Genomic DNA, 22,173 nt, shown 5'->3' with positions numbered 1-22,173 from the left:
CCATCTGCTGCTGCGCGGGCGGGTGCGCGAGGCGGCCACCGCGACGGCCGCCTTCGCCGGGACCGTGGCCGTCGGCGCGCTCGCCCTGCCCGCGGCCAGCGTCGACTACTGGACCCGTCACCTCTTCGACACCGACCGGGTGGGCAAGCCGTGGATCGCCGCCAACCAGTCGTTGCAGGGCCTGGTCGCCCGGGTGCTGGGGGAGCCGTCCCCCGGCCCGGCCTGGCTGCTGCCCGCCGTCGTGGTGGGCGTCGTCGGGCTGTGGCTGGCGTGCCGGGCGCCGCGCGAGCGGTGGGGCGTGCTGCTGACCGCGCTGACCGCGCTGCTCGTCTCCCCGATCAGCTGGTCCCACCACTGGGTGTGGTGCGTCCCGCTGATCGCCGTCCTCCTGGCCGAGGACCGCCGTGTCCTGGCCATGCTCACCGCCGTCCTCTTCACCGTCCGCACCATGTGGCTGGTCCCCCGCAGGGGCCAGGAGCTGCACCTGGCCTGGTGGCAGGAGCCCCTGGCCTCGCCCTACGTCCTGCTGGGGCTGGCCCTGCTCACGGCGGTCGCGCTGGGGCGGTGCCGGCGCCGGGACGGCCGTTCACGGCCCGGTCAGGTCTCCTCCGCCAGGAACTCGTCCGCGTCCATGATCCGGTAGGCGTAGCCCTGTTCGGCCAGGAAGCGCTGGCGGTGGGCGGCGAAGTCCTGGTCGATGGTGTCGCGGGCGACGATCGAGTAGAAGTGGGCCTGGTGGCCGTCGGCCTTCGGGCGCAGCACCCGGCCCAGGCGCTGGGCCTCCTCCTGACGGGAGCCGAAGGTGCCCGAGACCTGGATGGCGACGGTGGCCTCCGGCAGGTCGACGGAGAAGTTCGCGACCTTCGACACCACCAGGACGTTGATCTCGCCCTCGCGGAAGGCGTTGAAGAGCTTCTCGCGCCGGGCGTTGGACGTCTCGCCCTTGATCACCGGGGCGTTCAGGTGCTCGCCCAGCTCGTCGAGCTGGTCGATGTACTGGCCGATGACCAGGATCTGCTGCCCGGCGAAACGGCGGACGATCGCCTCCGCGACCTTCCGCTTGGTGTCGGTGGTCGCGCAGAAGCGGTACTTCTCGTCGGCCTCGGCGGTGGCGTACGCCAGCCGCTCGGAGTCCGTCAGGTTCACCCGGACCTCGACGCAGTCGGCGGGCGCGATGTAGCCCTGGGCCTCGATCTCCTTCCAGGGCGCGTCGAACCGCTTCGGGCCGATCAGGGAGAACACGTCCGACTCGCGGCCGTCCTCCCGCACCAGGGTCGCGGTCAGCCCGAGGCGCCGCCGGGCCTGGAGGTCCGCGGTGAACTTGAAGACCGGCGCGGGCAGCAGATGCACCTCGTCGTAGACGATCAGCCCCCAGTCCCGGGAGTCGAACAGCTCCAGGTGCGGGTAGACGCCCTTGCGCCGGGTGGTGAGGACCTGGTACGTCGCGATGGTGACCGGGCGGATCTCCTTCCTGGCCCCGCTGTACTCGCCGATCTCGTTCTCGGTCAGCGAGGTCCGCCGCACCAGTTCCTGCTTCCACTGCCGGGCGGAGACGGTGTTGGTGACCAGGATCAGGGTGGTGCACTTCGCCTGTGCCATCGCCCCCGCGCCGACCAGCGTCTTGCCGGCCCCGCAGGGGAGCACGACCACTCCGCTGCCGCCGTGCCAGAAGTTCTCCACGGCCTGCTTCTGGTAGGGCCTGAGCGCCCAGCCGTCCTCGCGCAGCTCGATCGGGTGCGCCTCGCCGTCGACGTAGCCCGCCAGGTCCTCGGCCGGCCAGCCCAGCTTCAGCAGCACCTGCTTGATCTGCCCGCGCTCGGAGGGGTGCACGGCCACGGTGTCCGGGTCGATGCGGGCGCCGACCAGCGGGGTGATCCGCTTGGACTTCAGCACCTCCTCCAGGACCGGCCGGTCGGTGGTGGTCAGGACCAGGCCGTGCGCCGGGTGCTTGGTGAGGGTCAGCCGCCCGTAGCGGTCCATCGTGTCGGCGATGTCGAGCAGCAGCGCGTGCGGCACGGGGTAGCGGCTGTACTGCACGAGCGCGTCCACGACCTGCTCGGCGTCGTGCCCGGCGGCCCGCGCGTTCCACAGGCCCAGCGGGGTGATCCGGTAGGTGTGGATGTGCTCGGGCGCCCGCTCCAGCTCGGCGAACGGCGCGATGGCCCGACGGCAGTCGTCGGCCTGTTCGTGGTCGACCTCGAGCAGCAGGGTCTTGTCGGACTGGACGATCAGGGGACCATTCACACGCGGAACCCTTTCCGTGGGGGCAAACGTCCAGTGTGCCCCACCGGACCTCGATCACCGAAGGGCGGAACGAGGGGGAACGGGAGGCGGGGCGCCGCTCACCGCTCGTCCTCCGCGAGCTCGGCCACTCCCGTCACCCGGTGCAGCGGGTAGGTGCGGACCTCGTCCGCCGTGTGGTCGTACGCCGTCACGAGGCCGCCCTCGACCCGGACCGGTGCGACGACGCGCCGGCCGGCGGTGCCCTCGGCGTCGATGTAGCCGATGCACAGGGTCTCGCCGGTGAGGACGGCGGCCTGCAGGGCGGCGAGGGTCTCGGCGGAGCTGGTGCGGGGCAGCTCGCCCTGTGCGGCCGGGGGCGCGGCCGGTGTGCGCGGGGCGGCGGAGGTCCGGTCGCCCGCCCGGATCGCGCGGATCGCGGCGGCGAGCAGGGCGGCGTCCGGGGGCGGCGGGCTCTCCGGGACCGGCTCGGGCGCGGTGCGCGGCGGGGTGCGGTAGGAGGCGGTCCGGGTGATCACGACGTCGCCCTCGGCGGACTCGGCGGCCGGGGCGTGACCCATGGCGCGCAGCCCCTCGAGGAGGGTGGCCGGATCGGCCTGCGCGGCGAGCACGGTGGGCGCCAGACGGCGCAGGCGCAGGGCGGCGGACCGCTTGTCGGCCAGGATCTCGTCCAGCAGTGTCTCGTCGTCGCAGCGCACATAGGACGAGGCGGCGCCGACCCGCAGATGCCCGTGGCGGCGGGCCGCGTCGTCGATGAGGTAGGAGAGCGGCTGCGGCACCGGTGTGCGGGAGTGCGCGGCGAGGAAGGCGTGCAGGTCGGCGGCGCTGTGGCCGGCGTCCAGGGCGCGGCGCACGGAGGCGGGGGTGAACCGGTAGACGGTCGCGCCGCCCTTGGACTCCACGTCCGCGAGCAGGTCCAGCATGTCGGCCAGCGGCCGCTGGAGCGGGCCGGGCGCCACCGCCGTGAGGTCCGCCTGCAGCAGGACGTGGTCCAGGGGTTCGGGCAGGAGCGGGGCGAGGGCGCGGGCCGCGGCGGCGGTCCGCTCGGCGAGGGACGGGGGCTCTGGCGGGCCCGCGTCCGGTCCGGGCCGGTGGTGCTGCGGGTGCTTGTGGTGCTGGTGGACGGGGAGCTTGTCGCCGGGACCCACGGGCTCGGCGTGCTCTTCGGCGGCCGGCTCGGCCGCCGGTGCGGGCGGGGGCGGCGCGCCCAGCAGCGCGCGTCCGTGCGCGGACAGCGCGCCGCGTCCCGTGACGCCGAGCAGCTCCGCCTCGGACAGCGCCCACCGGGCCAGCCTCTCGCGCAGCTCGTCCTCCCGCTGCACTCCCCGCGGCGGCCGTTCCCAGCGCAGCCGGGCCAGCACCGACTCGGCGGAGGGCGCGGCGCCCACCGGCAGCCCGGCGAGCAGGGTGAGCACCCGGTGCCGTACCTCCGGTGCCGCCGAGCGGTCCAGCCCGGGGCCGAGGGCCGACAGGGTGCGGTCCTTGGCGTCCCGCTCGCCGACCAGCCCCGGGGTGCGGGTGGAGACGAGCCAGGCCGCCGCGAGACGGGCCCAGCGTTCGGCGGCGGGCTGCTCGAGCCACTCGTCGCAGGCGGGGGTGGGCGCGTACCGCTCGTCGGCCTCGCCGTCGGAGGCGACCAGCCCGGCGAGGTGGGCGAGCTCGACCCAGAAGGCGGCCACCGGTTCGGGCACGTCGAGGGCGACGGCGGTGCGCTTGAGGTCGCGCACGCTCAGGCCGCCCGCGCGCAGCACGTGCGGTCCGCCCTCGTCCCAGCCCTTCAGCAGTTCCTCCACGGTGGCCAGGGCGGTGTGCGCCTGTCCGGCCGCCGTCGCGTCCACAGCCTGTGGATGGTGCGTGGCGGCCGTCTCGACGGCGGGCGGCACCGGCTCGGGCGTGCGATGGGCGCGGCCTCCGCGCAGATGCAGGGCCACCTCGCGGGGCAGGACGACGGTCCCGGGCGCCGTGGGCAGCAGCAGCCCCCGGTCGAGCAGATGGCGGAGGTGCGGCGCCGGTTCGGGGGTGATCTGGCCGTACGGCGGGCCCCACACCAGGCGGTCCAGGACGGCGAGGGAGTCGGCCGGGAGCTCGGAGAGCAGCGCGGACATCCGCTCGCGGTCGGTGAACAGGGCGGTGAGCGAGGCGACGGCGGAGACGGAGTCGTGCGTCGAGGGCAGGCCGACGGCGGCCAGGATCTCCTGGATCCGCCCCGGGGACATGCCCGCCGTCGCCTCCTTCACGGTCGGCCCGAGCCCGGTCGGGGAGGGGCGCCGCGGCTGCGGGGCGAGCAGTTCGCGGGCCGTGCGCACCAGGCGCAGCCGGTCGTCGTCGCCCCAGACGAGGGCCTGCTCGCGCAGGGTGTCCAGGGCGCGGGGCAGCGCGGCGGCGACGACGGGGTCCCGGTCGTCGGAGGCCATCAGGCCGAGCAGTTCGTCGTAGGTCGCCGGGTCGCCGGCCACCGCGAGGGCCTGGGCGGTCTGCAGGGCGAACCGGTCCAGCCGCTCCAGGGCGCGCGCCACCGAGGCGCGGGTCCCGGCGCGGGTGGCGAGCTGGGTGAGGTCGGTCGGGACGGGTGTGATGAGGTCGGGACGGCTGCGCAGGAGGGCGGCCAGGGAGGCGTCGTCGCGTGCGCGGAGCGCTTCCGCGAGGGACCGCGGAGCCGGCGGTTGCTCATCGCTGCTCATCCGACCCACGGTAGCGGGTCGTGGTCCCGGAGGGACCGTGCCCTTGGTCCCTGATCGGCTCGAACACCCCTGTCCCCCGGCTGTCGTACGGGCTCGACGGCCCCGTCCTGCGCTACCGTCGTCCCGCGGGAGCATCGGCCAGCCACCCCGGAGGGGTTCCGTGGGGATCGAGAGCGATCAGGTCGTCTACGAGTATCTGAGCCGCGTCGGGGACGTCGCTCAGCAGCGGCACCTGTCCTCGGCCGCCCGGATGCGCCTGGTCGCGGAGCTGCGCGACGAGATCGAACGGCGACGGGCCCGGGCCGTGGTGGACAGCCCCGCCGCCGTCCGCCGCATCCTCGCCCGGCTCGGCAGCCCGGACGAGGTCGTCGCCGCGGCGGGCGGCACGGAGACGGGCGGCCCGGGCGGGGCGGGACCGCGGGCGCCGGAACCGTCCGTGCCCGTGCAGCGGGACCCCGGGACGGCCGTCTCCCCGGCGGCCCCGGCCTCCCCGCCGTCCTCGGCGTCCGGGCCGGCCGGTGCACCCGGTCCGTCCGGGACGTCCGGGGCGGATCAGGAGCAGCCCAAGGGGCTGCGCAAGGTCGTGCCGTTCGTGCCCCGGCCGCGCTCGTCGCAGCCGAGGACGACGCCCGCGCCGCTCGACGGCCCGGCCCCGCCGCATCTGGCGACCGCCGCGGAGCTCGGCGACTCGACGGCCCGCCCCGACTGGTGGGACCTGGACGGCCCCTCGCTCGGCATCGGGGACGAGGTGCCCGGCTTCGTGGGCGGGGTGGAGGTCCCGGAGCTGCTCAAGCCCCCGCCGCCGAAGGACCCCGCCGGGCCCGGCCCCGCACCCGGCAAGGCCGCCGGCACGGACCCGGCGGCGGAGGAGGAGGCCGAGCCGCGGAAGGCGCCGGCCGCGCGCCGGCGGCTGGGCCTGTCCCTGGTCAAGGGGGGCCTGCGCAACCCGCTGCTGCTGCTCGCGGCCGGACTGCTGGTCGCCGGCGCGGTCCTCGGCAACCTGTTCGCGCTGCTGCTCGGCTGGCTGATCGCGTACGGCTCCCGGCGGCTGACCCCGACGGAGTCCAAGTGGGCCGTCATGGTCCTGCCGGGCCTGGCCCTCACGGCCGGAGTGGTGTGGCTGTGGGGACGCGCCGACGGCCGCTGGGGCACCCCCATCGCCCAGGACCAGATGAGCGACGCGGTCCAGCAGACCTGGCCGTGGGTGGTGCGGGCCGCGGCCGTGCTCTCGGCCCTCTTCCTGATCTGGCGCTCGCAGCGCCGTCGGTGAGCACCGCCCGCACCGCCCGCACTGCCCGTACCGGCGGCACCGCCCGCACCATCCGCACCGGCGGCACCGCGCGCAGGGCCCGCCGGCACATGGTTGTACGTCACACCGATCCGGCGTCTGCCCGCTCCGGCCCCCGGGCACAATGGCCCGTATGACCGCGTGCCCCCTGACCGTCGGCTTCGACCTCGACATGACCCTCATCGACTCCCGCCCCGGGATCCGCGCCTGCTACCTGGCGCTGTCGGAGCGGACGGGGACGTACATCGACGCCGACCTGGCGGTCACCCGGCTCGGTCCGCCGCTCGAGCAGGAGCTGATCAACTGGTTCCCGGCCGACGAGGTCGAGGCCGCGGGGAGCATGTACCGGCAGATGTACCCGGCCCACGCCGTCCCCGCCACGCCCGCGCTGGCCGGCGCCCGCGAGGCGATAGCGGCGGTGCGGGAGCGCGGCGGGCGGGCGATCGTCGTCACCGCCAAGTACGAGCCGAACGCCAAGCTGCACCTGGAGCACCTGGGCATCGAGCCGGACGCGGTGATCGGCGACCTGTGGGCCGAGCAGAAGGCCCAGGCGCTGCGCGAGTACGGCGCGAGCGTGTACGTGGGCGACCACGTCGGCGATGTGCGCGGCGCCCGCAGGGCGGGTGCCCTGTCGGTGGCGGTGACCACCGGTCCCTGCGACGAGCAGGAGCTGCGGGCGGCGGGCGCGGACGTCGTCCTGCCGGACCTGACCGGGTTTCCCGAGTGGCTGGCGGGCTACCGGGAGGCGCCGCGCGCCTGACGGCGGCCCGCCGCGATCGACCGCAGCACACCGATGCCCGCGATCAGGAAGCCGACGCCCATGAGCATGCTCAGGCCGAACATGTAGGTCGGGAAGGGCTTCGTGCCCAGGAACAGCGGCGCGATCGTGACGAGTGAGGCCACCGCGCCGACGATGAACACGACGGCGCCGGCCCGGATCAGTCCGTCACCGGCCGCGGGAGGGGTGGTTCGGGTTTCTTCACGCACCCGGACAGGGTAGTTCCCCGCAAGGTGCGTGTCGGTGTCGGTCGGGAGCGTACGGTCCCAGCAGCCGCCGGGGGAGGAAACAAGTTGCAGCCGCATATCCTCGGTGTGCTGAGATGTGCCCGTGTCTCCCCGCCCCGGGCGAGCGTGCCCTCCATGCACCGATCGGCCGGGTTCGGCCGACTGGCGTGGGCGGGCTTGACGAGGGGTAAAGAGCTGGGGAGGCTTCGGGACAACGGCAGGCACGAGCGAGCGCTAGATAGCCTGACCTGCGGCAACAGTGGTTCGGCTCACCGGTGAGATGGGGTGCGTGCTTTGCCTACCGGCAAGGTGAAGTGGTTCAACGCTGAGAAGGGCTTCGGCTTTCTCTCCCGCGACGACGGCGGTGACGTCTTCGTCCACTCCTCGGTGCTCCCCGCCGGAGTGGAGACACTCAGGCCGGGACAGCGGGTGGAGTTCGGGGTGGTCGCCGGGCACCGCGGTGACCAGGCCCTCTCTCTGACGATCCTGGAACCGACGCCGTCGGTCGCCGCCGCCCAGCGCAAGAAACCGGACGAGCTGGCCTCCATCGTGCAGGACCTGACCACGCTCCTGGAGGGCGTCGCCCAGGAGCTGGGGCGGGGACGCTACCCCGACAAGTCCTCCGGCAAGAAGGTCGCCGGCATGTTGCGCGCGGTCGCCGACCAGCTGGACGTATGAGCCTGCCGACGGGACGCGTGAGCGTGCGCGGACGGGACCCGGACGACGGGCCCGGAGCCCGTGCCCCGGGCCGTGGGACCGGTCCGGGTCACGGGAAGTCGAGCGCGTTCGGGCCGAGGGGCGGTACGAGTCCCTCGGCCGCTGCACGTGTGAGCAGCCCGCGGACGGCCGCGTAGCCGTCCTCGCCGAGGTCGGCGGTGAACTCGTTGACGTACAGGGCGATGTGCTGGTCGGCGACGGCCGGGTCCATCTCCTGGGCGTGCTCCATGACGTACGGCCGGGAGACCTCCGGGTCGTCCCACGCGGCCCGTACGGACCCGCGGATGGAGTCGGCGAGCCGGGTCAGCGTCTCCTCGCCCAGCGACCGCTTGGCGATGATCGCCCCCAGCGGGATCGGCAGCCCGGTGGTGCTCTCCCAGTGCTCGCCCATGTCGGCGAGCTTGTGCAGGCCGTAGGTGTGGTACGTGAAGCGCGCCTCGTGGATGACGAGTCCCGCGTCGACCTTCCCGTCCCGTACCGCCGGCATGATCTCGTGGAACGGCATGACCACGATCTCGCCGACCCCGCCGGGGACCGTGTCCGCCGCCCACAGCCGGAACAGCAGGTACGCCGTCGACGTCTCGCTCGGCACGGCGACCGTACGGCCGCTCAGCGCGGTGTCCGGCTCCCGGGCGAGCACCAGCGGCCCGCAGCCCCGGCCCAGCGCGCCGCCGCACGGCAGCAGCGCGTAGGTGTCGAGGACGTACGGCAGCACCGCGTACGACACCTTCAGCACGTCGTACTCGCCGCGCTGGGCCATGCCGTTGGTGACGTCGATGTCCGCGAAGGTGACGTCGAGCGCGGGCGCGTCCGGGACGCGGCCGTGGGCGAGGGCGTCGAAGACGAAGGTGTCGTTGGGGCAGGGCGAGTAGGCGATCCGCAGACGCCGGCGGTCAGGGCTCATGGGGATTCCACCTCGTGAGGACGTCGGTGAGCTTCCCGAAGCCCTCGGTCAGGGCCGCCAGGGCGTCGTCGATGCGCCAGGCGGCACGGTCGCGCGGGCCGACGGGGTTGGAGACCGCACGGATCTCCAGCACCGGGACGTGGTGCGCGGCGGCTGCCTCGGCCACCCCGAACCCCTCCATCGCCTCGGCCAGGGCACGGGGGTGGCGGGTGCGCAGGGCGTCGGCCCGGGCGGCGCTGCCGGTCGCCGTCGAGACGGTCAGAACGGTTCCGGTCCGGGCCCCGGTGGCCTCCGCGATCACTCGTACGAGTGCTTCGGGCGGACGGTGGGTGATGGTGCCGAAGCCGAGCTCGGTCACCGGAAGAAAGCCGTCGCCGGTCTCGGCGCCCAGGTCGGCGACGGTGATCTCGTCGGCGACGACGAGGGAGCCGACGGGTGCGGCGGGCGCGAAGCCCCCGGCGATACCGGCGGAGACGACGAGGCCGTAGGGGGTGCCGCCGAGGGCGGCGGCGGTCAGGGCGGACTCGTCCGTGCCGTCGGGCAGGCGCAGCCAGAGGTGGTAGCCGCCGGAGGGGATGTGCGCGAGCACGAGGTCGGGCAGGTGCTGCCGCAGCGCGGCGGTCATCGCGTCGCGGCGGCTTTTCAGCTCGGCGGCGAGGGTGCGCAGATGCCGCGGCCAGGCGGGGGAGCCGACCAGTTCCAGGGCCGCCTCCTGCAGGGGCCGGGGCACGAAGAAGGTGTCGACGACCTGGATGGCGCGCAGCCGTTCCAGGACCGGGCCGCGGGCGATCAGCGCGCTCACCCGGAAACTGGGCGAGGTGGCCTTGGTCAGCGAGCCGACGTGGACGACCACGCCGTCCGGGTCGTCGGCGACGAGCGGGGGCGGCAGGGGGCCGGAGTCCTCGTGCGCGAGCCGCCGTACGAAGTCGTCCTCGACGACGAACGCACCGGCCTCGCGGGCGGTCCGCAGCACCCGTGCGCGCCGATCGGGGGCGAGGACGGCCCCGGTGGGGTTCTGGAACAGGGGCTGGCAGACGAACACACGGGCGCCGGTCGCCCGGAACGCGTCGGCGAGCAGCTCCGGCCTCACCCCGTCGGCGTCCACGGGCACGGGCACGGGCCGCAGCCCGGAGGACCGGGCGATGGCCAGCATGCCCGGATAGGTGGGCGACTCGACCAGCACCGGGGCGCCGGGCGGGGCGAGCGCCCGCAGGGCGGTGGTGAGCGCGGACTGGCCGCCGGCGGTGATCAGGACCTCGGCGGCGGTGACGGTGCCCTCCGGTCCGCCGATGCTCCGCGCGAACCACTCGCGCAGCTCCGGCAGCCCCTCCAGCGGTGGCCGGCCCCAGGCTCCGGGGCGGCGGCCCGCACGGGAGAGCGCCGCGGCCATGGCCCGCTCGGGCTGGAGGGAGGGGTGCGGATAACCGCCGTTGAACTCGATCACGCCCGGCGGCGGTGCGGCGAGCGAGACCGTGACGCCGGAGGCGTCCACCGTGCGCGGTACGAGATCGGCGGCGCCGTCCGCGCTGAGCGCGACCTCCTGCCAGGAGGTGTCGCCGGCGGGCGCGGCCGGCGGGCGCCGCGCCGCGCGGAACGCGCCGGCCCCGGGCCGGGTGACCACCAGGCCCTCGGCCGCCAGCTGGGCCAGGGCCCGCGAGACGGTCACAGGGCTCACCCGGTGGCGTTCGACAAGGGCCCGGCTCGACGGAAGCTTTCCACCAGGCGGATAGCGCTTCAGCTCCTGTCGCAGCTTCCGGGCGAGCTCGTCGACGCTGCTACGCTGTTGCATGAGAGCACAGAGTAGCGCTACTTCCCCCGCGTCAATAGCGGTGGCCGACCCGGCCCCCTCCCCCGCCGGCCTTCTCCAGGCCGCCCTCGGTGTCATCGCCTTCTCCCTGACCTTCCCGGCCACCGCCTGGGGACTGGAGGGATTCGGGCCCTGGTCGCTGGTGGCCGTGCGCAGCGTGCTCGCCGCCGTTCTCGCGGGCGGCTGTCTGCTGGCGCTGCGCGTTCCCCCGCCCGCACGCCGTCACTGGCCCGGGCTCGCGGTCGTGGGCGCCGGGGTGGTCCTCGGCTTTCCGCTGCTCACCACGCTCGCCCTGCAGACCTCCACCACCGCGCACGCCGCCGTCGTCGTGGGCCTGCTGCCGCTGACCACGGCACTGCTGTCCGCGCTGCGCGTCGGCTCCCGGCCCTCGCGCACATTCTGGGGGGCGGCGCTGGCGGGCGCGGCGGCCGTCGTCGGCTTCACCGTGCAGCAGAGCGGAGGCACCCTGGTCGCCGCCGACGGCTATCTCTTCGGCGCCCTGCTGATCTGCGCCGCCGGCTACACCGAGGGCGGCCGGCTGGCCCGCGTCATGCCCGGCTGGCAGGTCATCGGCTGGGCGCTGGTGCTCTGTCTGCCGCTCACCGTGCCCGGTGCGGCGCTCGCACTGGCGTACGAACCGGTGCACTTGGGCGTGCACAGCGTCACCGGGCTGCTGTGGGTCGCGGCGGGCTCGCAGTTCCTCGGTCTGGTCCTGTGGTACCGGGGCATGGCGGCCATCGGCATTCCGAAGGCCAGCCAGTTGCAGTTGGCCCAGCCCCTGCTCACACTGGTGTGGTCGGTGCTGCTGCTCGGTGAGCGTCCGACGGCGGCCGCTCCGCTCACGGCCGTCGCCGTGCTCATCTGCATCACCGTCACCCAGCGGGCGCGCGGCTGATCCGCCCGCGCCTCGCGCACGGGTCCGACAACCGAAGATCGCCGCCCCGTACACGGTGAGGAGGTCCCGCAGATGCGTGCATCCGTGGGTGACCGGCTTGTCCAGCACGGCAGGGTGGTCGGCCAGCGCGACCAGATCTCCGAAGTCGTCGAAGTGCTGGGCCGGGAGGGCAACCCGCCCTACCGCGTCCGCTTCCCCGACGGGCACGAGGCCGTGATGTCCCCCGGTCCCGACTGCCAGGTCGTCCGCCGGAAGGAACACGAGAAGCGTTGATCACCGCGGGGGGCTCGCCGGCTGCCGGTAGTGGTCGGCGACCACCCGCGCCATCGCACCCGCCGGGTCGGCCGCGACCTCCGTCCCGGCGAAGAACACATGGCCGCGCACCTCGGGGTGCCCGGCCGCGAACGCGAGATGGCGGGACAGCTCCCGCGGGTCCCGCCAGGCCGGGCCCTGGGCCGGGTCGCCCGCCTTGTACAGCGCCTCCCCCACGTACAGCTGCGTGCGGCTGCCCCGGGCCACCTCGGCCCACCAGGGCAGCAGGGCGGCGTAGTCCGCGGCGGGAAAGCCGATGTTCCAGTACAGCTGCGGGACGACGTAGTCGATCCAGCCCTCCTCGACCCAGGTGCGCGTGTCCGCGTGCAGATCGTCGTAGGCCTGGACGGCCGCCCAGGTGTCCGAGCCGCGCGGATCGCTCGAGGCGTTGCGCCACACCCCGAAGGGGCTGATCCCGAACCGTGTGCCGGGCCGGATCCTCCGGACGGCCTCGGCCATCTCCCGCACCAGGCGGTCGATGTTGTCCCGCCGCCAGGCGGCCCGGTCCGGGAAGCCCCCGCCGTGACGGGCGTAGGCGTCGTCGTCGTCGAAGAACTGGCCCGCCACCGGGTACGGGTAGAAGTAGTCGTCGAAGTGGACGCCGTCCACGGGGTATCCGCGCACCGCGTCGAGCATCGCCTGCTGCACGAAGGCCCGCACGGCGGGCAGACCGGGGTTGTAGTAGAGCATCCCGCCGTAGGAGACCACCCAGTCGGGGTGTCTGCGGGCCGGATGGGAGGCGGTCAGCCGGGACAGGTCGGCGTGGCGGGCGATCCGGTACGGGTTGAACCAGGCGTGCAGCTCCAGGCCCCGGGCGTGCGCCTCCCGCACGGCGGTGCCGAGCGGGTCCCAGCCGGGGTCCCCGCCCTGGACCCCGGTCAGGTACTGCGACCAGGGTTCGTACGGCGAGGGCCACAGCGCGTCGGCGGTCGGGCGCACCTGGAGCATCACCGTGTTGAGGCGGCAGCGCACCGCCGCGTCGAGCAGGGCGACCAGCTCGCCGTACTGCCGGGCCGCGCTCAGCCCGGCGCGCGAGGGCCAGTCGCGGTTGTCCACGGTGGCCAGCCACATGCCGCGCATCTCGGTGACGGTGCTGCGGCCGCGGGCGTCCGCGGCCGGGTGCGGACCTCCCCTCGCGGTGGCCGTGCCCGCGGCGACCGTCAGGGCCGACAGCGCGGTGACGGTGAACGCCCGTCGTGTCATCCGCTTCATCCGGACCATCCCGCAACGTCCTGGATCCGCTCCGTCACGGATCGTGCACCGGGCCAGCATGCCCGACCCGGCCGATCGATCAGTGGTGCCGCAGGGGTAACGTGCACGATCGGAGCAGGCACCGAACCAGAGGCCGCCTGCCCCACGCCGTAGATCAGCGAAGGGGACGATGTGACGGACGTCGTGACGGACATCGAACGCGTCGGAGTGGTGGGCTGCGGCCAGATGGGTTCGGGCATCGCCGAGGTGTGCGCCCGGGCCGGCCTGGACGTCAGGGTCGCCGAGACCACCGGTGAGGCCCTGGAGATCGGCCGTACCCGGCTGTTCAACTCCCTGGCCAAGGCCGTCGAACGCGGCAAGATCACTGAGGAGGAACGGGAGGCGACGCAGGCACGGCTGCACTTCACCACCGACCTCGGCGAGTTCGCCGACCGCGATCTGGTGATCGAGGCCGTCGTGGAGAACGAGCAGGTCAAGACGGAGATCTTCCAGGTCCTGGACCAGGTGGTGACCCGGCCGGACGCGATCCTGGCCTCCAACACCTCCTCGATCCCGCTGGTGAAGCTGGCGGTCGCCACCGCGCGGCCCGACCAGGTGATCGGCATCCACTTCTTCAACCCCGCCCCGGTGCAGAAGCTGGTGGAGCTGATCCCGGCGCTCACCACCTCCGAGAACACGCTGAACCGGGCGCAGCTGTTCGCCGAGAAGGTGCTCGGCAAGCACGCGATCCGCGCCCAGGACCGCTCCGGCTTCGTCGTCAACGCGCTGCTGATCCCCTACCTGCTCTCCGCGATCCGGATGTTCGAGTCGGGCATCGCCAGCCGCGAGGACATCGACAACGGCATGGAGCTGGGCTGCGCCCACCCGATGGGGCCGCTGAAGCTGTCGGACCTGATCGGCCTGGACACGGTGGCCTCGGTGGCGCAGAGCATGTACGAGGAGTACAAGGAGCCGCTGTACGCCGCTCCGCCGCTGCTCCAGCGGATGGTGGAGGCCGGCCGGCTGGGCCGCAAGACCGGCTCGGGCTTCTACACCTACAACTGACCCGCCGAGCGCGTCCCCGGCCGGGTCCGTGCCCGGCCGTCATCCCCGTCTGAGGTGGTGCAGGAGCAGCAGCGCCGCCGCCATGCCGGCGGCCGGGACCTCGCCACGGGCGACCAGGTCGGGGACCAGCTCGAGGGGCACCCAGGCGCGGCGGTCGGACTCGAAGTCGTCCACGGGGTGTCCGACGTACTCGCCCCGGTCCGACCAGTAGATGTGGTGCCGGGCGTCGGTGAGGCCGTTGGACGGCTCCACGCTCATCAGATGGCGCAGGGGACCGGGCCGCCACCCGGTCTCCTCCTCCAGCTCCCGGGCGGCGGCCGCCGCGATGTCCTCGCCCTCCTCGACGACGCCCGCCGCGAGCTCCCAGCCCCAGCTGTCGGTGATGAAGCGGTGGCGCCACAGCAGGAGGACCTCGCCCGCCTCGTTCACCACCGTGGCCGCGGCGACCGGCCGCAGCCGGATGAGGAAGTGGTCGAGGTGCCGGCCGTCCGGCAGCCCCACGTCCGCGAGCTTGACGGTGAACCAGCGGTTCGCGTACACGGTCTGTTCGCTCTGCTTCGTCCACTGCACGGCTGCGCCACCTTCCGTCGGGTCAGGGGCACTATCGCAAGCCGGAGCGGTCTCACAGCAGGCGCACGGGGAGCCGCCCGGAGGCACGGCGGGGTCGTCACAGCGGCACGCGCAGTGCTCCGTCGATCATTTCGGCCGCCTCCGCGGTGCCGGAGCAGCCGCTGCGCACCAGCTGCTCGCGCACCGCGCGCAGTCTGTCCCGCAGCCGCTGGGACTCCATGCCCCGGGCCTGCTCGGCCATCCGCTTCGCGGCGGCCGCCGCCTTGTCGGCGTTGCCCCGGCGCAGCTCGATCGTGCTGAGCAGGGCGAGGCGGTGCACCCGGCCGCGTTCGTGCGCCGGGGTGTCCACGGCGGCCTTCGCGTGCTCCTGCGCCGCCTCCAGCTCGCCGAGGCTGAGCAGTGCCTCCGCCGCCTGGACGTTGACCAGGCCCGGCTGGACGTAGCCGGTCTCGTCGGGTTCGTGTCCGCGCCGGATGCGTTCGGCGGCCCGTTCGGCCCGGTGGATGCCGGCCCGTGCGTTCGTGCCGTCGCCGAGGCGGGCGTACGCCTTGGCCTGCATCGCGTACAGGTCGGAGGCGAGCGCGGGCGTGATGTGCCGGTCGGCGGCGCGCAGCGCGGTCTCGGCGAAGGCGACGGCCTGGCGGTACTCCTGCAGGAACAGCGACTGGTTGACCAGCAGCGCCACCACATACGCCCCCAGTCCCCGGTCGCCGCTGGCCTTCGCGAGCCGGAGCGCCTGGTGGAAGTAGCGCTGGGCGAGACCGTGCGCGTCGGAGTCGTAGGCGCAGATGCCCGCGATCGCCACCAGGGCGCCGGTGGCGCGGTGGAGCCGGCGGCCGGTGGCGTCGCCGTAGCTGCCGCGCAGCAGCGGGGCGGCCTCGGCGTTGAGGAAACCGACGACCCGGCTGCGGGTCGCGATGCCGCCGGCCCTGCGGTACATCTGCTCGTAGTGCGTGCGGGCGGCGCGCAGCATCGCGATGTCGCCCGCGGTGACCGGGCGCGGGCCGCCGCGTGAGACGTCCGTGTCCTCGGGCGGGTTCTCCCACTCCCACACCGGCATGACGGCGGAGGTGCCGGACAGGGTGGGGGCGCCGAGGATGTGGGGACGCCGCTGTTCGTCGGAGCGCCACAGGGCGGTGGCGCGCTCGACGAAGCCGGACAGGGAGGTTCCGTGCGGGGCGGGCGGCTCGCCCGGCACGCCCAGGCCGATGTCGTCGAGGGTGACCGGCCGGCGCAGGCGGGCGGACAGCACCTCGCAGATCAGGTCGGGGACCTGGCCGCGGGGCCGCTGGCCCTTCAGCCACCGGGCCACCGCGGTGTGTTCGTACCGAAGGGCGAGTCCGCGCTTGCGTCCCGCCTGGTTGACGCGCGCCGCCAGGCCCGCGTGCGAGATCCCGGCCTCGTCCAGGATCGCGTCGAGCAAGGTGTTGGGCTGCATGGGTGCCCCCCCGGGTGACTCGGTGGCGCCACTGTAGTGCGTCCGCCTTCACACGGGGTGTGAACGAAGCACCCGGTTTCACACGGTGTGCGCGCTGTCGCGGAGCGTTCCGTCCTGTTTGACTGGAATACCTCCTCCAAGAGGCCGGCCGGGCCGCCGGCTCCCCCCTCGAAGCAGTGCGGCGGTCCGGTCACCGCGCTCGGCCCGGACGCGTGGTCGGTTCCCCCCTGTCCCGGGCCGGGCGCGGACGGCCGTCGGTGAAACGCGCGGTTCCCGTCGTCCGTGGGAGCCGGTTTCCGCGGAAACCGGCTCCCGGGGGTGTCAGCTCCGCAGCACCGCTCCCGTGCGCTCGGCGGCCAGCGCCACCGCCGCGTCACGGGCCGCCGACGCCTCGTCGACCGTCAGGGTGCGGTCGGGTGCGCGGAAACGCAGTGCGTAGGCCAGGGACTTGCGGCCCTCGCCGAGCTGCTCGGCGTTCTCGTAGAGGTCGAACAGCCGGATGGACTCCAGGAGTTCACCGGCGCCCTCGCGCAGCGCGGCCTCGACGTCGGCGGCCGGGACCGCCTTGTCGACGACGAGGGCGACGTCCTGGGTGGCGACCGGGAAGGTGGAGATGCCCGGCGCCAGCGGAAGGTCGTTGCCGACCCGCTCCAGCAGATCGAGGTTCAGCTCCATCGCGCAGGTGCGCGCGGGCAGTCCGAGCGTCTTGAGCACCCGCGGGTGCAGCTCGCCGGCGTGGCCCACGACCTGCTCGGTGCCGTCCACGACGACCGTGAGCTCGGCGCAGCGGCCCGGGTGCCACGGCCCGTACGTCCCCTTGCGGACGGTCAGGGCGGCCCCGGCCTCGCGGGCGACGATCCGGGCGGCCTCGACCGCGTCGGCCCAGTCGGCCGGGCGGCCCTTGCCCCACCAGCCGGTCTGCTCACGGGCACCGGCGAGGACGACGGCGACATGGCGCGGCTGCTCGGGCAGTGCGGCGGCCAGTCCGGCGAGCTCCTCGTCGGTGGGACGCCGGTCGACGGGCAGCCGGGCGGCGGTCCGCTGCTCCTCGCGCGGGTGGAAGACCAGGCCGGTCTCGAACAGCGCGAGGTCGTGGCTGCCGCGGCCGTCGTTGCGGCGCAGCGCGCCGAGCAGGCCCGGCAGCAGCATCGTCCGCAGCGCGGGCTCCTCGTCGTTGAGCGGGTTGACCAGCCTGACCACGCGGCGGGCGGGGTCGTCGGCCTCCAGGCCGAGCTGGTCGAAGACCTTCTCGGCGAGGAACGGGTACGTCGGCGTCTCGACGTAGCCCGCCCCGGCCAGCGCGCGGCCGACCCGGCGGTGCAGCCGCTGCCGGCGGGTCAGTCCGCGGCCCGAGGGGAGCCTGGGCAGGGTGGAGGGCAGGTTCTCGTAGCCCTCCAGACGGATGACCTCTTCGGCCAGGTCGTTGGGTTCCGCCAGGTCGGGCCGCCAGGACGGGACCGTGACGGTCAGCTCGTCCTGCCCCACGACGTCGCAGCCGATCTCCTGCAGCCGGCGGACCACGGTCTCGCGGCCGTAGACGACGCCCGCGACCTTGTCCGGGTGGTCGGCCCGCATGGTGACGGTGCGCGGCGCGGAGGGGGTGACCACCTCGGTGACGCCGGCGTCGGCCGTGCCGCCCGCGAGCAGGACCAGCAGGTCCACCGTGCGCTGGGCCGCGGCCGCGGCGGCCTGCGGGTCGACGCCCCGCTCGAAGCGGCGGGCGGCCTCGGAGGTCAGCTTGTGGCGGCGGGCGGTGCGCGCGACGGCGACCGGGTCGAAGTGGGCGGCCTCGATGACGACGTCGGTGGTGGTGCCCTCGGTGTCGTCGATCTCGGTGTGGGCGCCGCCCATGACGCCCGCGAGGCCGATCGGCCCGCGCTCGTCGGTGATGACCAGGTCCTCGGCGTGCAGGGTGCGCTTGACGCCGTCGAGGGTGGTGATCTCCTCGCCCTCCTTGGCCCGGCGCACGCCGATCGTGCCCTGGACGCGGGCGCGGTCGTAGGCGTGCAGCGGCTGGCCCAGCTCCAGCATCACGTAGTTGGTGACGTCGACGGCGAGCGAGATCGGGCGCATGCCGGCCTTCTGCAGACGGCGCTGCAGCCAGATCGGGGAGCGCGCCTCGGGGTCGAGGCCGGAGACCGTGCGGGCGGTGAAGCGGTCGCAGCCGAGCGGGTCGTCGACCCGCACCGGGTAGCCGAAGTCGTTCGCGGCGGGGACGTCGAGCAGGGCCGGGTCGCGCAGCGGCAGACCGTAGGCGATGGCGGTCTCCCGGGCGACGCCGCGGATGGACAGGCAGTCGCCGCGGTTGGCGGTGACGGCGATGTCCAGGACCTCGTCGACCAGCTCCAGAAGCTCGATCGCGTCGGCGCCGACCTCGGTCTCCGGGGGCAGCACGATGATGCCCTGGCTGCCGTCGTCGCCCATGCCCAGCTCGTCGCTGGAGCAGATCATGCCGTGGGAGATCCTGCCGTAGGTCTTGCGGGCGCTGATCTCGAAGCCGCCGGGCAGCACACCGCCCGGGAGGACCACCACGACCTTGTCGCCCACGGTGAAGTTGCGGGCGCCGCAGATGATCTCCTGCGGCTCGCCGGTGCCGTTGGCCTGTCCGACGTCGACGGTGCAGAAGCGGATCGGCTTCTTGAAGCCCTCCAGCTCCTCGATGGTGAGCACCTGGCCGACGACGAGCGGCCCCTTGATGTCGGCGCCGAGCTGTTCGACGGTCTCGACCTCCAGACCGGCCGAAATGAGCTTGGCCTGGACGTCGCGCCCGGTCTCGGTCGCCGGCAGGTCGACGTACTCCCGCAGCCAGGAAAGCGGGACCCGCATCAGATCTCCATCCCGAACGGCCGGGTGAACCGAACGTCACCCTCGACCATGTCTCGCATGTCTTCGACGTTGTGGCGGAACATCAGCATCCGCTCGATGCCGAACCCGAAGGCGAAGCCGCTGTACTTCTCCGGGTCGACACCGCAGGCGGTGAGCACCCGCGGGTTGACCATGCCGCAGCCGCCGAGCTCGATCCAGCCCTCGGAGGAGCAGGTGCGGCAGGGCCGGTCGGGGTTGCCGACGGACTCGCCGCGGCAGACGTAGCACTCCATGTCCATCTCGGCGGACGGCTCGGTGAAGGGGAAGAAGTTCGGCCGCAGCCGGGTCTTCACTCCCTCGCCGAACAGCGACTGCACCATGTGGTCCAGGGTGCCCTTGAGGTCGGCCATGGTCAGGCCCTCGTCCACGGCGAGCAGCTCGACCTGGCGGAAGACGGGCGTGTGGGTGGCGTCGAGCTCGTCGGTGCGGTACACGCGGCCGGGGCAGATGACGTAGACCGGCAGGTCGCGCTCGAGCAGGGAGCGGATCTGCACGGGCGAGGTGTGGGTGCGCAGCACCACGCCGGAGTCGGTGCCGTCGCCCGGGCCCTGGACGAAGAAGGTGTCGGCCTCGCCGCGGGCCGGGTGGTCCGGGCCGATGTTGAGGGCGTCGAAGTTGAACCACTCGGCCTCGACCTCGGGTCCCTCGGCGACCTCGTAGCCCATGGCCACGAAGATGTCCTCGATGCGCTCCGAGAGCGTGGTCAGCGGGTGGCGGGCGCCGGCCGGGACGCGGTCGTACGGCAGTGTGACGTCGACGTCCTCCTCGACCAGCACGCGGGCGTCCCGCTCGGCCTCCAGTTCCGCCTGGCGGGCGGCGAGCGCCTTGTTGACCGCGCCGCGGGCCATGCCGACCCGCTTGCCCGCCTCGGCCCTGGCGTGCGGGGGCAGGGCTCCGATCTCGCGGTTGGCGAGGGCCAGCGGGGAGGCGGGGCCGGTGTGGGCGACCTTGGCCTCGTGGAGCGCGTCGAGGGAGTCCGCGGCGCTGAAGGCGGCGAGCGCCTCGTCCCGCATGCGCTCGATCTCTTCCGGTTTCAACGCCTCGACCTCGACAGGGTCGTACGACTTGTTGGGTGCCGACATCTCTTCCCGTGCTTCCGATTGGCTGGGCTGCCCCGTTCACGGCCCGGAGACAATCTCGTTCGTCCACGGAACCGGACGCAAAGGTGCCATTGGTCGAGTCTAACGGGGCGAAGGAAGGCGAAGGCGCCCGCGGGTCCTCGGCGGATCGCTCAGAGCAGGTGCGCCGGGGTGCCCACGGGCAGCACGAATCGGAACTGCGCGCCGCCGCCGGGGGCGCGGCCGACCGTGATCACACCGCCGTGGGCCTCGACGATGCCCTTGACGATGTAGAGCCCGAGGCCCGTGCCGCCCCGCTTGCTGCCCCGCCAGAAGCGGGTGAAGACGCGGTTCATGAACTCCTCCGGGATTCCGGGCCCCTCGTCGCACACCGTGACCGATGTGGCGGTCTTCTCGGCGCCGTCCCCCTCACGGGGGGAGGGCGCGGGCATGACGTCAATGGTGACGGTTCCCTCGCCGTGCCGCACGGCATTTTCGATGAGGTTGCTCAGCACCTGGTCGATCTTGTCCGGGTCGGCCCACAGTTCGGGCAGCGGCTGCTCGATGCGGACCAGGAACCGGTCGGCGGGCTGGCCGGCGGAGACGTACGCCTGGACGTGCCGGCCGACCGCGGCGCCGATGTCGACGAGCTGGCGGCGCACCTCCAGCCGGCCGGAGTCGATGCGGGAGATGTCGAGCAGTTCGGCGATGAGCCGGGTGACGCGGTCGGCGTCGGCGTCGACGGTCTCCAGCATCAGCCGTTTCTGGTCGTCGGTGAACCTCTCCCACTTGGCCAGCAGGGTCGCGGTGAAGCCCTTGACGGAGGTCAGCGGCGAGCGCAGTTCGTGCGCCACGGTGGCGATCAGCTCGGCGTGGCTGCGCTCGGTGCGGCGGCGGGCCTCGGTGTCGCGGAGGGTGACGACGACACGGCGGACGGGTCCGGTGGGGCGGGTGCGGACGTACTTCGCCGAGACGAGGACCTCCCGGCCGCCGTGCAGCAGGAGGTTGCGCTCGGGCTGGCCGGTGCGGATGGCCAGGCCGCCGTAGGGGTCGGTCAGCTGCCACCAGCGCCGTCCCTCGAGGTCCTCTAAGGGCAGCGCCTTCTCCAGGGGCTGTCCGAGGGCCTTCTCGGCGGGGATGGCGGTGATCCTGGCGGCGGCGGCGTTGAAGCAGACGACACGCCCGTGCTCGTCGGCGACGACCAGGCCGTCGGGCAGGTCGTCGGGGTCGATGCCGAGTCCGGTCGGGTCACCGTGCCGGGGTGCGGGCGGGCGTCGCGTCCTGTGCGTGCCCGGTGTGCTGCTGGTACCGACACTCATCCCCGTACTCCACCTCTCAGCCGGTGCAGAGGGCCCCCGAACGGGTCACACTACTAGCTCTCCCGGCTTTTCCGGCCTTCCGCGGCGGAGCGGGATCCGCCGCGGGCGCGCTGCGCGCGGGCCGACGCGTAGAGACATACGGCGGCGGCGGTCGCGAGGTTCAGGCTCTCGGCCCTTCCGTGGATGGGAACGCGGACGACGGCGTCGGCGAGGTCGCGGACGTGTGCGGGCAGGCCCCAGGCCTCGTTGCCGAACACCCAGGCGGTGGGTCCGCCCATGGTGCCCTTGTCGAGCTCGTCGTCGAGGTCCCGGTCGCCTCCGCCGTCCGCGGCCAGGACGCGCACGCCCGCGGCTCTCAGGCCCTCGACGGCCCGCTCGACGGGGACGCCGACGGCGACGGGCAGGTGGAACAGCGAGCCGACGGAGGCCCGCACCGCCTTGGGGTTGTAGAGGTCGACGGAGGCGTCCGTGAGGACGACCGCGTCCGCTCCGGCGGCGTCCGCGCAGCGCAGGACGGTGCCGGCGTTGCCGGGGTCGCGCACATGGGCGAGGACGGCGACCAGGCGGGGCCCGGCGGCGAGGATCTCCTCGAACGGGGTGTCGAGGAACCGGCAGATCCCGACGATCCCCTGGGGGGTGACCGTGGTGGCGATGTCCGCGATGACGGCGTCGGAGGCGAGGTGGACGCGGGCGCTGGCGTCGCGGGCCTTCTCCACGATGTCGGCGTGCCGCTCGGCCGCCTCGGCCGTCGTGAACAGCTCGACGAGGGTGGCGCCGCCGTCCGCCGCCCGGTGCGTCACCGCCTCCCGTACGGCCT

The 22,173-nt window shown here is 73.8% G+C and carries 19 protein-coding genes; 7 read left to right on the top strand and 12 right to left on the bottom strand.

What is annotated here, in order from left to right:
• The coding region (locus CCN35_RS09090; protein WP_143631436.1) for a glycosyltransferase 87 family protein at positions 1 to 643 on the top strand (643 nt) is incomplete at its 5' end.
• On the opposite strand, the gene CCN35_RS09085 is transcribed toward CCN35_RS09090, so the two are convergent.
• Together CCN35_RS09085 and CCN35_RS09080 are read right to left on the bottom strand one after the other, a co-directional pair.
• A complete protein-coding gene (locus CCN35_RS09085) occupies positions 598 to 2,244 on the bottom strand; it encodes a DNA repair helicase XPB (RefSeq protein WP_067400149.1) in 1,647 nt (548 codons plus the stop codon). The two genes, CCN35_RS09090 and CCN35_RS09085, sit on opposite strands and share 46 nt — an antisense overlap.
• 98 nt (positions 2,245 to 2,342) lie before the next feature.
• Positions 2,343 to 4,922, bottom strand: a complete 2,580-nt coding sequence (locus CCN35_RS09080) for a helicase-associated domain-containing protein (RefSeq protein ID WP_086792153.1) — start codon at positions 4,920 to 4,922, stop codon at positions 2,343 to 2,345.
• A 160-nt stretch (positions 4,923 to 5,082) separates the two neighbouring features.
• Here CCN35_RS09080 and CCN35_RS09075 point away from each other — a divergent pair, with 160 nt between their 5' ends.
• Both CCN35_RS09075 and CCN35_RS09070 read left to right on the top strand, forming a co-directional pair.
• Positions 5,083 to 6,192, top strand: a complete 1,110-nt coding sequence (locus tag CCN35_RS09075) for a hypothetical protein (RefSeq protein WP_086792152.1) — start codon at positions 5,083 to 5,085, stop codon at positions 6,190 to 6,192.
• Positions 6,193 to 6,334: 142 nt separating this feature from the next.
• Positions 6,335 to 6,970, top strand: a complete 636-nt coding sequence (locus tag CCN35_RS09070; RefSeq protein ID WP_067400160.1) for an HAD family hydrolase — start codon at positions 6,335 to 6,337, stop codon at positions 6,968 to 6,970.
• Here CCN35_RS09070 and CCN35_RS09065 read toward each other — a convergent pair.
• A complete protein-coding gene (locus tag CCN35_RS09065; protein ID WP_067400164.1) occupies positions 6,946 to 7,197 on the bottom strand; it encodes a hypothetical protein in 252 nt (83 codons plus the stop codon). The genes CCN35_RS09070 and CCN35_RS09065 overlap by 25 nt on opposite strands.
• 312 nt (positions 7,198 to 7,509) lie before the next feature.
• Here CCN35_RS09065 and CCN35_RS29960 point away from each other — a divergent pair, with 312 nt between their 5' ends.
• Positions 7,510 to 7,893: a cold-shock protein gene (locus CCN35_RS29960; protein WP_067400169.1), complete on the top strand. Its 384-nt coding sequence runs from the start codon at positions 7,510 to 7,512 to the stop codon at positions 7,891 to 7,893.
• An 88-nt stretch (positions 7,894 to 7,981) separates the two neighbouring features.
• On the opposite strand, the gene CCN35_RS09055 is transcribed toward CCN35_RS29960, so the two are convergent.
• Together CCN35_RS09055 and CCN35_RS09050 are read right to left on the bottom strand one after the other, a co-directional pair.
• Positions 7,982 to 8,836 carry a 1,4-dihydroxy-6-naphtoate synthase gene (locus CCN35_RS09055; RefSeq protein WP_086792150.1) on the bottom strand — a complete coding sequence of 285 codons (855 nt, stop codon included), beginning with the start codon at positions 8,834 to 8,836 and terminating at the stop codon, positions 7,982 to 7,984.
• On the bottom strand, positions 8,826 to 10,625 hold the full coding sequence (locus CCN35_RS09050) for a futalosine hydrolase (RefSeq protein ID WP_086792148.1): 1,800 nt from the start codon (positions 10,623 to 10,625) through the stop codon (positions 8,826 to 8,828). Before CCN35_RS09050 ends, CCN35_RS09055 begins: the two co-directional genes overlap by 11 nt.
• On the opposite strand from CCN35_RS09050, the gene CCN35_RS09045 reads away from it, so the two are divergent.
• Positions 10,624 to 11,538 (top strand): DMT family transporter, encoded by a 915-nt coding sequence (locus CCN35_RS09045; protein WP_067395014.1) that lies wholly within the window; start codon positions 10,624 to 10,626, stop codon positions 11,536 to 11,538. The two genes, CCN35_RS09050 and CCN35_RS09045, sit on opposite strands and share 2 nt — an antisense overlap.
• Before the next feature lie 72 nt (positions 11,539 to 11,610).
• A complete protein-coding gene (locus CCN35_RS09040) occupies positions 11,611 to 11,811 on the top strand; it encodes a DUF1918 domain-containing protein (protein ID WP_067395011.1) in 201 nt (66 codons plus the stop codon).
• On the opposite strand, the gene CCN35_RS09035 is transcribed toward CCN35_RS09040, so the two are convergent.
• A complete protein-coding gene (locus CCN35_RS09035; RefSeq protein WP_086792157.1) occupies positions 11,812 to 13,062 on the bottom strand; it encodes a glycoside hydrolase family 10-like protein in 1,251 nt (416 codons plus the stop codon).
• Positions 13,063 to 13,245: 183 nt separating this feature from the next.
• Here CCN35_RS09035 and CCN35_RS09030 point away from each other — a divergent pair, with 183 nt between their 5' ends.
• Entirely contained in the window at positions 13,246 to 14,106 is an 861-nt protein-coding gene (locus CCN35_RS09030) for a 3-hydroxybutyryl-CoA dehydrogenase (protein ID WP_067395061.1), read from the top strand.
• A gap of 39 nt (positions 14,107 to 14,145) precedes the next feature.
• Here the strand turns inward: CCN35_RS09030 and CCN35_RS09025 are convergent, their stop codons facing one another.
• The 6 genes from CCN35_RS09025 to CCN35_RS09000 form a co-directional block, all read right to left on the bottom strand.
• The gene (locus CCN35_RS09025) at positions 14,146 to 14,676 is read right to left on the bottom strand and encodes an NUDIX hydrolase (protein ID WP_067395007.1); all 531 of its coding nucleotides are present in this window, start codon (positions 14,674 to 14,676) and stop codon (positions 14,146 to 14,148) included.
• Between the two features lie 97 nt (positions 14,677 to 14,773).
• On the bottom strand, positions 14,774 to 16,114 hold the full coding sequence (locus CCN35_RS09020; protein WP_067395004.1) for an NsdA family TPR-like regulatory protein: 1,341 nt from the start codon (positions 16,112 to 16,114) through the stop codon (positions 14,774 to 14,776).
• 321 nt (positions 16,115 to 16,435) lie between these two features.
• The gene (pheT, locus tag CCN35_RS09015; RefSeq protein ID WP_067395001.1) at positions 16,436 to 18,940 is read right to left on the bottom strand and encodes a phenylalanine--tRNA ligase subunit beta; all 2,505 of its coding nucleotides are present in this window, start codon (positions 18,938 to 18,940) and stop codon (positions 16,436 to 16,438) included.
• Positions 18,940 to 20,061, bottom strand: coding sequence for a phenylalanine--tRNA ligase subunit alpha (pheS, locus tag CCN35_RS09010; protein ID WP_067394998.1), 1,122 nt, complete (start codon positions 20,059 to 20,061; stop codon positions 18,940 to 18,942). Before pheS ends, pheT begins: the two co-directional genes overlap by 1 nt.
• 149 nt (positions 20,062 to 20,210) lie before the next feature.
• Positions 20,211 to 21,356: a sensor histidine kinase gene (locus CCN35_RS09005; protein WP_067394995.1), complete on the bottom strand. Its 1,146-nt coding sequence runs from the start codon at positions 21,354 to 21,356 to the stop codon at positions 20,211 to 20,213.
• Between the two features lie 53 nt (positions 21,357 to 21,409).
• The coding region (locus CCN35_RS09000; protein WP_107501036.1) for a TrmH family RNA methyltransferase at positions 21,410 to 22,173 on the bottom strand (764 nt) is incomplete at its 5' end.

Origin of the sequence: Streptomyces thermovulgaris (assembly GCF_002155915.1) — a bacterium.
GTDB lineage: Bacteria > Actinomycetota > Actinomycetes > Streptomycetales > Streptomycetaceae > Streptomyces > Streptomyces thermovulgaris.
Note: the sequence above shows the minus strand (reverse complement) of the source record. Positions and strands in the feature narration are given on the sequence as shown.